11 protein-coding genes are annotated in these 16,926 nt (G+C 38.8%); 3 read left to right on the forward strand and 8 right to left on the reverse strand.

The features are described from left to right. Nucleotides 1–91: 91 nt before the first annotated feature. Nucleotides 92–3,556: a M36 family metallopeptidase gene (locus ACQ2HF_RS10450; RefSeq protein ID WP_432410371.1), complete on the forward strand. Its 3,465-nt coding sequence runs from the start codon at nucleotides 92–94 to the stop codon at nucleotides 3,554–3,556. Between the two features lie 215 nt (nucleotides 3,557–3,771). Here the strand turns inward: ACQ2HF_RS10450 and ACQ2HF_RS10455 are convergent, their stop codons facing one another. From ACQ2HF_RS10455 to ACQ2HF_RS10485, 7 genes are all read right to left on the reverse strand, one after another. Then, entirely contained in the window at nucleotides 3,772–4,368 is a 597-nt protein-coding gene (locus tag ACQ2HF_RS10455; protein ID WP_432410372.1) for a superoxide dismutase family protein, read from the reverse strand. 75 nt (nucleotides 4,369–4,443) lie between these two features. Beyond that, nucleotides 4,444–4,932, reverse strand: coding sequence for a YdeI/OmpD-associated family protein (locus ACQ2HF_RS10460; RefSeq protein WP_432410373.1), 489 nt, complete (start codon nucleotides 4,930–4,932; stop codon nucleotides 4,444–4,446). Further along, on the reverse strand, nucleotides 4,933–6,147 hold the full coding sequence (locus ACQ2HF_RS10465) for a bifunctional alpha/beta hydrolase/OsmC family protein (protein WP_432410374.1): 1,215 nt from the start codon (nucleotides 6,145–6,147) through the stop codon (nucleotides 4,933–4,935). Beyond that, nucleotides 6,147–6,836, reverse strand: a complete 690-nt coding sequence (locus tag ACQ2HF_RS10470; RefSeq protein WP_432410375.1) for a DUF2490 domain-containing protein — start codon at nucleotides 6,834–6,836, stop codon at nucleotides 6,147–6,149. Before ACQ2HF_RS10470 ends, ACQ2HF_RS10465 begins: the two co-directional genes overlap by 1 nt. A gap of 8 nt (nucleotides 6,837–6,844) precedes the next feature. Beyond that, on the reverse strand, nucleotides 6,845–8,785 hold the full coding sequence (locus ACQ2HF_RS10475; RefSeq protein WP_432410376.1) for a S9 family peptidase: 1,941 nt from the start codon (nucleotides 8,783–8,785) through the stop codon (nucleotides 6,845–6,847). 17 nt (nucleotides 8,786–8,802) lie between these two features. Beyond that, the gene (locus tag ACQ2HF_RS10480; protein ID WP_432410377.1) at nucleotides 8,803–12,096 is read right to left on the reverse strand and encodes a WD40/YVTN/BNR-like repeat-containing protein; all 3,294 of its coding nucleotides are present in this window, start codon (nucleotides 12,094–12,096) and stop codon (nucleotides 8,803–8,805) included. 112 nt (nucleotides 12,097–12,208) lie between these two features. Further along, nucleotides 12,209–13,264, reverse strand: coding sequence for a mechanosensitive ion channel family protein (locus tag ACQ2HF_RS10485; protein WP_432410378.1), 1,056 nt, complete (start codon nucleotides 13,262–13,264; stop codon nucleotides 12,209–12,211). A 132-nt stretch (nucleotides 13,265–13,396) separates the two neighbouring features. Here ACQ2HF_RS10485 and ACQ2HF_RS10490 point away from each other — a divergent pair, with 132 nt between their 5' ends. Further along, the gene (locus ACQ2HF_RS10490; protein WP_432410379.1) at nucleotides 13,397–14,536 is read left to right on the forward strand and encodes a vWA domain-containing protein; all 1,140 of its coding nucleotides are present in this window, start codon (nucleotides 13,397–13,399) and stop codon (nucleotides 14,534–14,536) included. A gap of 86 nt (nucleotides 14,537–14,622) precedes the next feature. After that, nucleotides 14,623–16,089 carry a magnesium chelatase gene (locus ACQ2HF_RS10495; protein ID WP_432410380.1) on the forward strand — a complete coding sequence of 489 codons (1,467 nt, stop codon included), beginning with the start codon at nucleotides 14,623–14,625 and terminating at the stop codon, nucleotides 16,087–16,089. A 52-nt stretch (nucleotides 16,090–16,141) separates the two neighbouring features. Here ACQ2HF_RS10495 and ACQ2HF_RS10500 read toward each other — a convergent pair whose 3' ends face one another. Continuing rightward, nucleotides 16,142–16,903 (reverse strand): sulfite exporter TauE/SafE family protein, encoded by a 762-nt coding sequence (locus ACQ2HF_RS10500; RefSeq protein ID WP_432410381.1) that lies wholly within the window; start codon nucleotides 16,901–16,903, stop codon nucleotides 16,142–16,144. Between the last annotated feature and the right edge of the window lie 23 nt (nucleotides 16,904–16,926).

Raw genomic sequence — 16,926 nt, forward strand, 5'->3', positions numbered from 1 at the left:
GTAAGAAATTTGTTAAATTCGTTAAAATTAGTAGCTTTACCAAAATATCTTTAACCTACTTACTAATTTTTTAACCTTAAAATTTATTTCTATGAAAAAAGTTTCCTTTGGGGCTTTGGTAGTTATTGTTTGCTTATTTTCAATCCAATTACAAGCTCAAACTGCTAAAGACCAAGTAGTAAAATCCTTAAGTAAATTAATGGAGCATTACGAAGTACTCGATGACAATGCGCAATGGGTAATTACAGATCAAACTACCAGTAGTATTAGTGGTGTAAACCATGTGTATTATCGTCAATTACTAAACGGATATGAAGTATATGGTACCGAATCTGGTGTACATACCAAAGCCGATGGGTCGATTTTGTCCGCAAATAATAAATTTATAAGTGATGCTACCGATAGAGTAGCTACCTCTAGTCCTTCTTTATCTGCTGCCCAAGCTGTTGAGGCTGCTGCAACCCAATTAGGCTATATCATCACGGAAGGTTTGGTTGTTAAGAGTGTGAAAAATAATAAAAGCAGAAGTACGATACTATCTGATGGTGGTATTTCAGTAAGCGAAATCCCAGCTAAATTAGTGTACCAAACAAATGCTAGTGGACAATTAGTATTGTCATGGGACCTTTCCATTCAAGAAACTGCTGGTAAAAACTGGTGGAGTGTACGTATAGATGCTGCATCTGGAACTATTGTAGATAAAAATAACTGGATGGTAAGTTGTAATTTAGAACACGACCATAGTAACGATTTAAACAATATCCTGGATCATAATAAAAATTTGTACGATATTCCTGATTATTGTGAAGAGACCATTGAGAGTACATTACCTCCTAATAGTTATGAAGTTATTGCCATACCAACCGAAAGTCCATACTATGGTAACCGAACTATTGTAACAAATCCAGCAAATACGCTTGCATCTCCATTAGGATGGCACGATACCAATGGTGTTGCAGGTCCAGAATTTACCGTAACCAGAGGGAATAACGTAAATGCATATGAAGACGGTAATAACCAGGGTTTTCAACCTAATGGTGGCGCAACATTGGATTTTACAGGAGCTGCTTTTCCGTTTAATCAGAATTATTCGAATACGAATCAGTATGAAGCTGCAGCAATTACCAACCTTTTTTACTGGAATAATATAATTCATGATTTACTTTTTCAATATGGTCTTGATGAAGAGGGAGGAAACTTTCAAGAATTTAACTATAGCGGTGTAGGAGCAGGAAGCGACTCTGTAAATGCAGAGGCACAAGATGGTTCTGGTACGTGTAATGCAAATTTTGGAACTCCACCAGATGGTCAAAACCCGCAAATGCAAATGTATATTTGTGGTAACAAGGATGGAGACTTTGATAACTTAGTGGTTATTCACGAATATGGACACGGTGTTTCTAATAGATTGACAGGAGGTCCTAGTAACACAGGATGTCTTGGTGGACAAGAGCAGATGGGAGAAGGCTGGAGTGATTTTATAGGAGCTATTATGACGATGAAGCCTGGCGATGTGGCTGAAACTCCCAGAACAGTAGGAACATACCTATTTGGACAAGGACCAAACGGAAGTGGAATAAGAGACTTTCCATACAGTACAGATCTTGCTGTGAACCCTCAGACATATGATAATATTAAAACCGCCGCAGTACCTCACGGCGTAGGCTCTGTATGGTCTACCATGCTATGGGAGCTTACTTGGGCACTTATAGACGAGCACGGTTTAGGTGGAGATATTTATAATTTTACCGGAGACGTAAATGCAGATGGAGGTAACGTACAAGCCCTTGCAATAGTTATGGAAGGCATGAAATTACAACCGTGTTTTCCTGGTTTTATTGATGGTAGAGATGCTATTTTTGCAGCAGATCAAGCCATTTATGGAGGAGCAAACGAATGTATTATCTGGGATGCTTTTGCAAAAAGAGGACTAGGCTTAAGCGCAGATCAAGGATCTTCTAATAGTAGAAGTGATGGGACAGAAGCATTTGACACGCCTACAGGTACTGCCTCTTTGGTAGCACCAAACGACGTATGTGAAGGAAGCCCTGCATTAACAGGTTTGGCAGGAGGTACACCTTTTGGTGGTGTGTATTCTGGAACAGGAGTTACTGATGATGGAAACGGAAGCACGTATACTTTTGACCCAACAGTTGCAGGTCCAGGAGTACACGTAATTTCTTATGAAGTACAAGATGGAAATTGCTCTCTAGCATCTACAGATACAGATCAAATTGAAGTAATTGCCATTGCTGATAGTCCAGTTACAACAGACGACTCTATTGTTTGTGGAGAAGAAGATGCCACAGTAACTGCCACACCAGTAGATCCAGCAAATATTATTGTATGGTATGATGCGCTCTCAGAAGGAACTGTATTATTTGAAGGTGAATCTTATACCTTCAGCCCCACTAAAACCACTTCGGTTTATGCACAAGAGAGACCAGCACCTCCAGTATCTAAATTGGTGGTTTCAGAACTCACTTTTGAATTGCCAGATAGATTAGAAATTCAAAATGTTGGAGCAGCATTCGATTATTCAGGATATACAGTAGCGGTAAGTGACCTACCATTCGGTAGTATTAATACCATTAATCCTATAACTAAAACATTAGGAAATATGGGAGCGAATTCTGTAGTTTCTTGGAGTGATCAAACTAGTAGTGGAGACTATTGGGGTTCTAATCTTTGGTGGGGGCCTGATGGAGATGGTTGGGTTATTATTATAGATGATACTGGTAATGTCGTAGATTCAGTTTTCTGGAATGCATCTCAAAGCGATATTCAGGATCTTAATGTAACCATTAATGGATTTAACATCACAGCTGCAGATTTAGACTTTATAGGTGATGGAGCTACTATGAATATTGTTTGTAATAATTCTTTCAGAAGAATAGCAGATACAGATACTGGCGCAGATTTTCCAAATAACTGTCTAGCTTCAGATTTTGGAACAGCAAACACAGATATTGGCGATGTTTCTGGTTCATTAGGTTGTATTAGTGAACGTGCAGAAGCAGTTGTAACGGTTGGTGCAGATACTATAGATCCTACAGCAACCTGTCCTGCAGACGAGACAATTTTAGTGGACGCAGGTGAGCAATACACGCTTCCAGACTATACCCCTAGTGTAACTGCAGCAGATAATTGTACGCTAGTACCAAATGTAACGCAAAGTCCAGTTGCCGGAACGCAAGTGGGAGTGGGTGTTACAGAGATAACTATAACAGTTACAGATGATGCCGGAAATGACGTTACCTGTACTTTTAATGTAATGGTAGAAGAAGTTTTAGGAGTAGAAGATAACACACTTGAAAATGGAATTGTTTTATTCCCTAATCCAACCAGTGGTGATCTAACGCTTAGTAATACTACTTCATTTGTAGTAACTTCTGCAGTTGTAACAGATGTGAACGGAAGAATAATTAATACATTCAATCTTTCTGAAACAAATGCTACGACTACAATATCTTTAAAAACTTTAGCAACAGGTCTTTATTTCGTAAAGATTACTACTGAAGAAGCAAGCATTGTGAAACGTATTGTTAAGAAATAGAGAACAGCGTTTATACTGAAAAAGTAAACCCTGACCAGTTACAACTGGTCAGGGTTTTACTTTTGGTATCCTTTTTGCCTATACTACCTTGTAACGTACTGAAACATAAAGTAAATATTCGGTTGAGCGGGTGTCACTAAAAAGAAACAGTACTTACTTTAAGCAAAAAAGCCTCTTGAACTAAATCAAGAGGCTCTTTTTATAGATAGTATTTATTATTCGATAATTCCACCGCAGCTTACGCGTGCACCAGCATCTCCGGAAGGTTGAGATGTAAAATCATCTACACCTTGATGTACTATAATGGCTTTACCAAGAATATCTTTCTTCTCGTCGCCACAGCCTATACACCATAAATCTGTAGTAATACTTACGGTACCTTCACCTGTATCGTTGGCTTCAAAATTACCAATGTCTCCTCGGTGAAATCCGTTGGCATCACCCCATTTACCGTGGTCTTCAAAGGTTGGATTCCAATGTCCTCCAGAAGATTTTCCGTCTGCAGAAGTACAATCTGCCTTTTCGTGGATATGGATAGCGTGTGTGCCAGAAGAAAGCCCTACTAGTGTAGCTTCCATGGTTACGTTTCCATTCTCTTCTGTAAAGCTAACTTTTCCTGTTGCTTTACTATCACTTTTGGATTCTAAATTGAATGAAACAGATTTAGGAGACATTGCCTTGTCTTCCTTTACCATTTCTGTAGTATCTTCTTTCATTTCAGAAGAAACATCATCGGTATCTTTTTTTTCGTCCTTACAGCTTATCATTCCTAAAAATGCAATACTTAAACAGGTTATGACTATTTTTTTCATATTATGTTGGTTTAAATTAATATCAAGAATAAATGTAAGGACTAAGATTGGGCTACCCAAAAATTTAGTGCAATCTTAACGTGTATATTTTACCAATTGCTTTAAATCTGTGATTCCCATAGTAAGATTTTCACAAATTATAAGCGATCTGTCCACTCGTGTTTGTGTATTCTTTAACCGAAGAATATAATAGATAAGACTCCGCTTTTTACCATCAGTTAATTTTTTGAAGCATTCAAAAGCTTCATAGTCTGTTTTTAGTACTGCATCGAGCTCTTCCGGCATTTCAACTCCATATTTTGTAACGTCTTCTTCTAATTGAAGTTTAAAAAAATCTGAAAGTGTTACTCCTAATTCTTTTTGGTAGCGCTTTCCAAAACTAACTAGTATTTCCTCATTTCGTCGATGCAATTTTCCGTGGAAAGAAATTTCTTTATTATTAAAAAAAGCTTTTAGCGCAACTCGGGAATGGCCTTTATCTAAAAAGGGTTGCGCTTCCTTAGCTGGGATTATCACTCCGTGAGTACTTATAATAGTTACTTCAAATATATTGGAGCGTAACATTTATGTAATCAACTTGGTTACTATTTGAGTTTCGCTATGCAGGGTTTTGTGTACAGGACATTTATCGGCTATTTGAAGTAAACGCTTCAGCTGTTTTTCATCGAGATTCCCTTCAAATTTAATTTCCCGAGTGAAGGTGTCAATTTTGGCTGTTTCGGCTTCACAATCTTTGCAATCTATCGCGTGTTGTTTATTGTAACTTATATGCACCTGAACATTTTGTACGTCCCAACCTTTGCGTTTCGCATACATTTGTAGGGTCATTACAGTACAGGCTGCCAAACCAGAGGAAACAAGCTCATAAGGAGTGGGGCCATAATCGTTACCGCCAAACGAAGTAGGTTCGTCTGCCGTTAAATAGTGTGTGCCTAATTTAAGATCGGTTGTAAAGCCATCATTTTTATTGAGACTAGCTACTACATCGTGTTTGGAAGAAATAGTTTCTCGTTCTGGTATTTCCATATACCGGGAAGCCCATCCAGCGATTACGTTCCCCGCATACTCAGAATCCTCTTTTCGAGACAACAAATGGTCTGCGCCATCTAAAGACACAAAGCTTTTGGGATGGTGCGCCGCCATATAAATTTCTTCAGCATTATTCACCGAAACCGTGGCATCCTGTGGCGAATGAAGAATTAATAATGCTTTTCTCATACTTCCAACCACTTCTTTTATGGGCTGTTTTTTAAGATCGTCAAGAAAATGTTTTCTAATAGTGAAAGGTCTTCCGCTTAAATTTACTTGTGCTTTACCTTCACGTTCTATTTTTTCTAGGTCTTGCTCTAAGTGATTTTTTACATGTTCAGGATCACTGGGAGCGTTAATAGTAACAACTGCCTTTATGGAAGCAAGCTTAGCAGCAGCCATTAAAACTGCAGTGCCACCTAAAGAATGTCCAATAAGTAGGGTAGGGGCTTTGTATTCTTTTTCAAGAAACTTGGCTGCCGCAAGTAAGTCTTCTACATTCCCACTAAAATTGGTGTTTTCAAAATCGCCTTCACTTTCTCCCAGTCCGGTAAAATCGAACCGTAACACACCAAATCCTGCTGCTGTTAAGGCTCGGCTTACATTTTTTACAGCCAAGAGATTTTTGGTGCAGGTAAAACAATGCGCAAAAATGGCAAAATTATGTGGTTGTTGGTCGGCAGGAAGTTCTAACCGTCCAGCCAATTTCAGGTTTTCGTGATTCGGGAAATTTACTTTGTGTAGATTCATTAAGGTGTCGTTTTTTTAGAGAAGTCGGGAGTAAAGGTAATTTCTAACAATAATCGATCAAAATCTGGCCCATCCAGATGAATTCTTTGGTATCCAACCCTGGATTTTATAAAGTTACTAAATTTATACCCTGCGCCAACTCCAAACCAGTTTTGGGCAAAGGTAGGCTCGTCACCAACATTCAGCCAGATTTCGTTATACACATCTGCACTCCATGCATCCGAAAATGGATATGTGAATTTTGCCATATAGCGAAACCAATGGCGCGTATCTGTTTCGCCATTATTAACAATAAATCTATTTTCTAGTCGCGCACGATGGTCTACTTTTACCTTACCTACGTTGTGATCCAGATAAATATCCTCCACAATCCGGTGTTCGTCGAATGAAGGCGGTATTTCTGAAAGATACGAGAAGTCATTTCTGAAATATGCATATCCAATACCTGCAGAGAGTCCTTCCATAATACGATATTTAACCCCCGTACGTATTTTAAATTGTTGAATTTCACTCACCAATTCATAAAACCGAAACTGCGTCTGCAGTTGAAACGATACTTTTTCAGATATTTTACTATTGGAAGCAAGGATATACCACACACCCAGTTCATCACTTGGGTCTTGTTGCGCTAGGCTATTTGTTGTAAACGAAAAGAGCAGAATGGCTGCTATAAACGTGTTGTATTTCATAATTTATTTTATTTTATTTCTTCTCCTTTAATTTCTTTACTATCTGGAATATCCTGATTTTCTCCTTTTAAATAGGTGTCCAGAAATTCCTTAATTTTTCCGTAGGCTTCAATCTGGTTTTCTTTTTTTACAAATCCGTGGCCTTCATCTTCAAATAAAACATACTCTACGGGAACTCCATTTTTTTTCACGCCCGCTACAATTTCATCACTTTCTACTTGTAATACTCGCGGATCCTTAGCGCCTTGCAGTACCATTAAAGGTTTTGTCACCTTATCGGTATGAAATAATGGCGATATTTTTCGTAATCTTATGGAGTCTTCTGTATTTGGGTCGCCCATTTCGGTATACAATGCATCTTTAAAAGATTCCCACCAGGGCGGAATGCTTTTTAATGTGCGTAACCAATTGGTCACTCCAAAAATGTTCACGCCTACAGCAAATTCTTCAGGAGCATAGGTGAGCGCAGCCATCGTCATATATCCACCATACGAACCTCCTAAAATCCCAATTCGTTCTCCATCAATAACATCCTGAGCCGCCAGCCAATCTTTTCCTGCAATACAGTCTTTAAGGTCTTTTTCCCCGTGGTTTTGATCGTCCATCTTGTAAAAACTCTTTCCATAACCACTACTACCTCTGTTATTCACAGCCAATACCGCATACCCATTATTTACTAAATACTGAATAGTACTATTAAAACCTTGCCTGGATTGACCGCCGGGTCCACCGTGAACCCATACGAGTGCTGGAACAGGATTTTCTTTGGTCGCTTGAATGGGTTGATAGTAAATGGCTGGAATTTCCAACCCATCAAAAGACTTGAATCTAACTACCTGAGCCGAAACTAAATCTTCTTGATTTATTTCATCATTTAAATTTTCAGTAAGTCTTGAAAACTCTTTTGTTTTTAAATTGTAAGAATAAGAGTCGGATGGGGTGTTAGATCCTCCTAAACTCACTAAGGCAGCTTCTTCATCCCGAGAGAAAGAAACACTTGTAATCTCTTTATTTTCTACGGAAGGTACTTCCAATATTTTTCCAGTAGCTACTTCGGTAATTTCTAAGTTGTTTTTAGCATCTTCGTTTATAAAAGTAACTTGATATTTTCCATTTTCTGAAAACGAATACCCATTAATATCCCACTCTTTTTCAAGTACTTTTTCTTTGGTACCCGCTTCTAAATTGTATTTCATTACATAACTGAATTCTCCTCCATGGTCCGTGGTGTAATACATAAATGTTCCATCTGGCGAAAAATCCTGCGGATTGTTATTACTTGCTGCATCATTCACTTTTGTTTTAGTTCCGGATTCAGTATTCAGAACAAATAAATCTGAATCGTTTGTATTAATTGGGCTCAGCAAGGCTATGTATTTTTTATCTTCACTCATACCCGCAAAATCGAATCCTTCTTCAATTTGATATATCATTTTTGATGAAAGCGTCGCTAGATCCATTTCATATTGATCCATATATCTTGGATCGCGCTGGTTGCTGGCATAGTAAAAACTCTTTCCATCTTTTGACCATCCGTTAAAAAGTGCACGGACCTCTTTGATGGGAGTAAGCGCTTTCACTTCTTCCCCATCTTTCATATAAATTTTATAGATCTCGTCGCCATTGCCATCCATTCTAAAAAGGATACGATCGTCTTCCGGGAAATAAGAAATACCATAAATGGAAGCGCTGTCGCTTTGGGTGATAGCCGTTACATCTCCACCAGAAATTGTGGTCGTGTACATATTGAATATTCCAGAGCGGTTGCTCGTCATCAATATTTTACTCTTGTCTGAAGAATACCCGTTGGCAAAAGCACTTTCGTTATCCATAAACTGAGCAATGGTATACTGCTGTATTTTTTTTGCTTCGGCGATTTCTTCTTTTTTAGTTTCCTTGCAGGCAGCAAAAAGAAGTAGTGCTGTGCATACTACGATGAGTTGTTTCATTATGGTAGAGGTTTTAGTTAGTCAAGTTTTATAGGTTGGATCTCTTTAAAAGGGGCTAATGCTATCTTTTCTACCTTAGACCTATACTTTGGCCATTCGGTTACAAAAAAAGTGTTTGTTTTTTCCAGTGCTGTTGTTAATTCATCTTTTGCCTGTTGTATTAAAATACGCTCCGTTTTGGTTAATCCTGCAGGACGACTACCGCTATAATAACTGGCCTGGCCTATGCGTTGCATCACCGTAACTTCTGGATTACGGGTAATTCCCTGTCGTTTGTCAACACTGCCAATATATAAAGCTACTAATGAGTCTATTTGTTTCGTAACCTCCTTGGTTTGTTTTATTTCGTCTTTATACTTTTTTTTATCTTCTTTCGAGAGCCTTTTGCTGAACTCTTCAGCAGCGTTTTTATTTTCTACCAATTGTTTTACAGCATTGGCAGCTGTCTGTGTCATTTCCTGAATTTGCTTAGAAGCAGTATAACTATCGGTAATGGCTTGCTGAGGAATATCCAGACGTGGGTCCGTTTCAACAGTAATAGTTGTGGAGGTAGTATTCCCATCGTGCTCTAAAGTAATTGTATAGGTGCCGGGCTTTACCGTAGTTCCACCAGACTCTCCTCGGCGTTTTCTAATAGTACGTGACGGACGGTCCACACCAGCTTCGTCCATTCTCCAGCGCCACATATAGATTCCTGTACTGTCTGGAACTTTTCTTTTAAGTGTTCTAATCAATCGGGTGCCATCGTAAACCTTCATGTAAATTGAATCCTTACTAGGTTTTGCATCATCCATTTCATCATCTTTATCGGTATCTTCAGTACTATCATTTTCATTGTCCTCTAATTCTGCCGAAGCGTCGTCACCTGCCGCTTCGTCATCTTCACTTTTTTTAGCATCGGTTCCTGAGCCTGTGGAAGGGGCGTCTTTTTTCTCTTCTACCTTCTTCTTAAAAAAATACTGAATTCTTGCACCACTAGCTCTGTTTTCTCCGTGATAGGTTGCATCACCACCAAATCTGCTTCCTGTGGGTTGTTGGTACGCCGCTTGATATGCAGTTGGCGGACTAAAAACTCGAATGTTTTCATTTAAAACTGAAGTGTTCTTCGCAATTTCACGAAGGGGTTTAATATCGTCCAGTACCCAGGCAGCACGGCCAAATGTACCTAAGACCAAATCGTCTTCACGTTCTTGAATTACCATGTCTTTTACTGAAACGGTTGGAAACCCGTGTGTCCATTTCATCCAATCGTTACCTGCATTGGTAGAAACATACAATCCGTCATCGGTTCCTAAAAACATGAGATTTTTTTCTTTGAGGTCTTCTAGTATGCTTAGCGCGTAGCTTTCAGTATCGTTTTCGTCTACTATACGGTTCCATGTTTTTCCGTAGTTGGTGGTTCTATAGGCATAGGGCGTATAATTGAATCTTCGGTAATCGTTGGCTACCAATAACGCTTCGCCTTTATTCTTGTTACTCGCTTTTATCTGAACGATCCAGCTTCCTTTTGGGAATCCAGGAATGTTATTTGAAACATCGGTCCAGTTTTGTCCTCCGTTCTGGGTGTAATGAACACGTCCGTCATCACTACCAGCCCAAAGCATATTTTGTTCCAGGGGAGAAGGTTCTATCACCAAAATAGTGGTGTGATTTTCAGCACCCGTAGCGTCCATTGTTAAGCCACCGCTATCACCTTGTTTTTGTTTTTCAGGATCGTTGGTAGTAAGATCTGGTGAAATTACTTCCCAAGTTAATCCTTTGTCTATAGATTTATGTACAAACTGACTTCCGAAATATATAGTACTATTGTCGAAAGGATCGATATTTATAGCACTGTTCCAGTTAAATCGCAACTCCACTTTGGGGTCTGCATGTGTAGGCTTTACAGTATAATTGTTTCCGGTTATATAATCATACCGGCTCACAAATCCCTGCTGACTCATACTCCAGCCATAGCGACTGTTGTCACGGTCTGGGACTACATCAAACCCATCACCAAAGCTTATTTCCTGCCAGTAGCTATTTCGAATACCTTGTGATTTCCAAACATAGGCAGGGCCTCTCCAGCTTCCGTTATCCTGCATCCCGCCGTACACATTATATGGAAACTCATTATCTACATTAATATGATAAAATTGCGCTACAGGCAAATTACCCACAAAACGCCACGAGTTGCCACCGTCGTGTGTAATGTTCATCCCACCATCGTTACCATCCATCATAAAACTACCATCGTTAGGATGAATCCACCAGGCGTGATGGTCTGGGTGCACGCCGTTATCTACACCATAGGCTGGCATTAATTCTTTAAAATTCTTTCCACCATCTTCAGATACATTCACGTAGGTGAAAACCGAATACACTCTATTTTCATTTTCTGGGTCCACAAAAATATCGCTGTAGTAAAAAGGTCGGTTGCCAATATCATCTTTATCATTAATTTTTTTCCATGTAAAGCCGCCATCTTCAGATTTGTAAAGGGCATTTTTCTTAGCTTCTACTAAAGCATACACAATATTTGGTTTGTTGGGTGCTATGGCCAGACCTATGCGTCCCAATTCTCCTTTTGGCAATCCGTCCGCATCGGTACGTTCTTCCCATGTTTCTCCTCCGTCGTGTGTAATAAAGAGACCAGAACCTTCACCACCGGATTTAAAAAACCAAGGATCACGTTTGTGCTCCCACATAGCGACCATAATTTTATTGGGATTGGTGGGGTCCATCACCATATCTGCTACACCCGTTTTTTCGTTTTGAAACAAAATTTTATTCCATGTTTTACCCCCATCGGTAGTTTTAAATACCCCGCGTTCCGGATGTATACCCCAGGGAGAACCAATGGCACCTACATACACTACATTAGGATTTGTGGGATCTATTAAAATTTTATGAATGTGACGGGTTTTTTCTAACCCCATGGCTTTCCAGCTTTTTCCCCCATCGAGGGATTTATAAACGCCAAAACCACCATTTAAACTATTTCTAGGGTTACCTTCACCAGTTCCCACCCAAATCACACTGGGATTGCTTTGTTGAATAGCCACTGCACCAATAGATGCTGTCTTTTCATCATCAAAAATTGGAGCCCATTTAATACCGCCACTGGTACTTTTCCAGAGTCCGCCAGAAGCAGTTCCCACATACATTACATCTGGATCGTTGTTCACTACGTCAATAGAAGTAACCCTTCCAGACATTCCACCAGGGCCTATATTACGAGGTTTTAGATCTTTCAAAATATCGTTGGTAAGTTGTTGTGCCGAAAGACTTGAGGAAATGGCAATACAAAAGAGGAGGAAAAGTTTTTTCATGAATCTTAAAATTTTTAGGAGCCTAAAGATAACCATTCTTGATTTGTATATAAAAAAATCCCTTCAGTACTTTTGTGCTGAAGGGATTTTAAATCTCGATATTTTCTAAAGTTTAAGACGCTTTGTCTTTATTCTTATCAATATCTTCGGCCTTTTGTGCTTTTTTAGAAATCGATTCTTTATGAACTCCCGTCTTGTTTTTTAAGGCCTCCTTTGCTTCCTTTAAATCTTCTCGCGCTTCTTTTAAGTCGTGAGCATTTTGAATTTCTACCTGTGTTGGGAATGGTAAATCAATACCAGCTTCATCCATTGCTTTCTGAGTATCGTGTAAAACTCTTGACCAAACTTGTACCACATTTGCCCGATCACTTTTGGTCCACCAGCGTACTCGTATGGTCAACCAACTATCGGCTTGATCCCAAACTAAGGTTTCTACAGGTTTTTCAGGTGTAACACCTTCTACATTTTCTACCGATTTCTTAAGAATTTTCATCGCTTTCATGTAATCTTCATCATACCCTAATCCTACGTCGTATTGGGAGCGGATAAATTCGTGTGCTGTTTTTACCACAACTGAAGTATTGTACACCGTATTATTAGGAATCACGACACGTTGTCCATCGTACGTTCTAATAATGGTTGCACGGGTTTTAATTTGCTCCACAGTTCCTTCATATTCATTTACGATAATTTGGTCACCAATTTCAAAGGGCTGTCTCAATAATATGAGTATTCCTGCAAGCCAGTTCTGTAAAATATCCTGAAAGGCAAAACCAATGGCAACAGAGGAGACTCCCATTCCTGCGATTAAATCGGCCGGACTTAAATTAGGTGCCATTATTGTTAATGCAAGTGCAATACCACCAATCATTACCAAGTACCTGGTAAAAGAACCTAAAAGATCACCAAAGTTGGCGCGTCCTTTGTCTTTCAACATTCTTTTAACCAATCTGCCCAACCATCGAGAAATATAAACGAAAGCAATGAGCACTGCAATACCTATTACAATATTGGGCAACGCTTTAATTAGGCTATCGAGCCAGGTATCTAATTTTTCAATTATTGATGTTGTATTAATATCCAACTCGCCTTCTTTATCTTTATCTTTCGGACCAGTAACATCTTCTTGGAAAATAATAAGGTTGACGAGTAGTTTTTGAAATAGCATATACGTGTGTTTTTTGGAAAATTAAAGCTTATTTGTGGCAGTTTTTCTTAACAAAATTGTAAAGTTGGTATTCTAACTTTTGTTTAACAAAATAGAACATATAGTTATACAATTATGTGGTAATTTTAGAAGATGAAAAAGAACCCGCCAAAAACAGGTTTTGTCTTTACCAAACACAATCCAAAGGAACAATCCATCTTCGATAGATTGTTTGAAATTTTTCAGGAATTAATTACCCATACCTCAGGCGATTTTGACGAAGCTATAGATTGGTTACGACAGTTGGATGCCGAATACGAGATTACCACACCAGAGTATACTTTAGAAGATTTTATAGCTGAATTAAAGGAACGTGGCTTTATTCGGGAAGAATTTAAACCCGACGGAAGTGGAAAAGGAAAAGGTGATGGCAATGTAAGTATTACTGAAAAGCTAGAACGTTCGCTTCGGAAACGAGCCTTAGAACAAATTTTCGGAAAGCTGAAACGAAAAGGTCTTGGCAATCATAAATCGAAATTTACAGGAAGGGGAGATGAACAGTCTGGAGAATTCAGAAACTATCAGTTTGGAGATTCCATTGAGCAAATTTCTATGACCGAAAGTTTAAAGAACGCACAAATCAATCACGGCATAGGCGACCTTCATTTAACCGAAAATGATCTCGTGGTTGAAGAAACTATGTTCCAATCTCAAATGAGCACGGTGCTTATGATTGATATAAGCCATAGTATGATTCTCTATGGGGAAGATAGAATTACCCCTGCCAAAAAAGTAGCTATGGCGCTTGCCGAACTTATCACCACACGGTATCCAAAAGACACATTGGATATTCTAGTTTTTGGAAATGATGCCTGGCCTATAAAAATTAAAGACTTACCGTATTTGAATGTGGGACCCTATCATACAAATACAGTTGCAGGCCTTCAATTGGCAATGGATATGCTGCGCCGGAAGAAAAATACCAACAAACAAATTTTTATGATTACAGATGGGAAACCAAGCTGCTTGCGGTTAGCAGACGGAAGGTATTATAAAAACAGTAATGGTCTGGATGAATATATTGTGAACAAGTGCTATATGATGGCAGCTCAAGCCAGAAAATTACATATCCCTATCACCACATTTATGATAGCAAACGATCCGTATTTACAACAATTTGTAGATCACTTTACCGAAGCAAACCAAGGGAAAGCTTTTTATACAGGGTTATCTGGATTGGGAGAAATGATTTTTACAGATTATGAGAATAATAGGAAACGCAAACTGCGGTAAGTAGAAGAAAGAATGCGTACTAAGTAAGAAGAAAGATGTAGTTAGGTAAAACTTTCTCTTTCCTCTAAAATTAAGAACAAGATACTATGGATACAAAAAATATAACAACATTCGGTCAACTCAAAAAAGCTGGCTACAGATACAAATCTATTAAAGAAGAATTACGCCAAAATCTGCTTCAAAAACTTTTGAAAAAGGAAGTGGTTTTTGAAGGCATTCACGGGTATGAGTATACAGTGATTCCAGAACTAGAACGCGCCATTCTTTCAAAACACAACATCAACCTTCTTGGGTTACGCGGACAAGCGAAAACACGTTTGGCACGTCAAATGGTTTCTTTGCTGGATGAGTACGTCCCAGTTGTGGAAGGTAGCGAGATTAATGACGATCCGTTTCAACCCATTTCCAGACATGCCAAGGAATTGTTACACAAAAAAGGTGACGAAACACCTATACGTTGGTTACAGCGTGAGGAACGTTTTGCTGAAAAATTAGCAACGCCAGATGTTACGGTTGCCGATATCATTGGGGATGTAGATCCTATAAAAGCAGCCAATTTGAAATTGACATATGCGGATGACCGTGTGATACATTTCGGGATGATTCCGCGAGCGAATCGATGCATTTTTGTGATTAATGAATTACCAGATTTACAACCAAGGATTCAAGTGGCGTTGTTCAATATTTTGCAGGAAGGCGATATCCAGATTCGTGGTTTTAAACTACGCTTGCCTATGGATATTCAGTTTGTGTTTACTGCAAACCCTGAAGATTATACCAACCGTGGAAGCATTGTAACGCCGTTAAAAGATAGAATTGGCTCTCAAATCTTAACACATTATCCTGAATCTTTAGAAATTGCAAGAACAATTACCGAACAAGAAACAGCATTGGCACAAGCTGAAAAGCCAAACGTTTATGTTCCGGAATTAGCAAAAGATATTTTAGAACAAATTAGCTTTGAAGCCCGAGAAAGTGAATATATCGACTCGAAAAGTGGTGTAAGTGCCCGATTAAGTATTACAGCTTTTGAAAACTTATTGAGTACTGCAGAACGCCGAGCCTTGCTAAATGGTGACAAAAAAACTATCGTGCGGTTAAGTGATTTCATGGGAATTATTCCCGCCATTACCGGGAAGGTAGAATTGGTTTATGAAGGTGAGCAGGAAGGCGCCAATCAAGTTGCGCGACAATTAATTGCAGACGCTGTAAAAACAGAATTTTTAAACTACTTTCCAAAGATTGAGAAACTACAAAAAGAAGGAGATGCAGATCCGTATGAAGATTTGGTAAGTTGGTTCTTTGAACAATCCGGCGGATTTGAATTGTTGGATAGTACTAGTGATACAGAATTCAATTTACAGTTGGATAGGGTAGAACCCTTAGACGATTTAATAGACACTTTTGTAGGTGATTTTATAGAGAAAGACAAACCATTCGTTAAAGAAGTCATTCTTTGGGCACTCGTAGAATTTAAGAAACTTAGTAAATATAATTTAAGCGATGGGCTTCGGTTTAAGGATGTATATGGAGGCTATATTAGTGGATTATAAAGTCCCATACTTTCCGCAGTAAAAATCCTAAGCTATTTCAGAATAAAACATATTACAATTTTGAAATAGCTTTTGCTATTAAAATTATTCCGCTTAGTACCATAATAGTGATTAGCCATCTCCTAAAAGCCAGTTTGCTCATACGTTTCAGCAACTGTTTTCCTATGAGATTTCCAACAATGGCGCCAAGTCCTATGGCACTACCCAAAATCCAAAGCTCTTTGGTCATTAAGCCAAAATAGGTGTAACTGCCGATTTGCGCAATGCCCAAAAAAAAACTCTGCGCGCTTTTGGTGCCAATAAGTTCTTCTTTGTCGATACCTACATTTAGTAAAAAAGGATTTAAAATAGGCCCCATGCCACCCGTAAAGGTTCCTATCATAGAAATAAAGAATCCTAACGGAATAAAATACCAAAGCTTTACCTGAAAAGAGCGTTCCTTCTTACCAAAACGATATTGAAAAAAGGTGCTTATTAAAAACAAACCCACTACAATCTGGATCCAATAGATTTTTACTTCGGCAAAAAGCCAAGCCGCTAAGAGTGCTCCGAGCATAGCAGAGGGAACATAATACCAAAACACTTTCCAGTTTATGTATTTCCAAAAAATAATAATCCTAGAGGGTCTACTAATAAAACTTCCTAAGTTGATCACTTGGGCGGTTTTGGAAGCACCTATTAAAAAGTTAAGGATAGGAATTTGTAGTAAAGCTCCGCCACCACCGCTTATGGTAGAAAGTGTAAAGGCTCCGGCTCCTAAAAAGAAAAGCCCTAGAAGTAACCAAATAGAAATTTCAGAAAAAAGTTGTTCCATAAAAAATCCCGCACTGGGCGGGA

Source organism: Rasiella sp. SM2506, from assembly GCF_050859505.1.
Classification (GTDB): domain Bacteria; phylum Bacteroidota; class Bacteroidia; order Flavobacteriales; family Flavobacteriaceae; genus Marinirhabdus.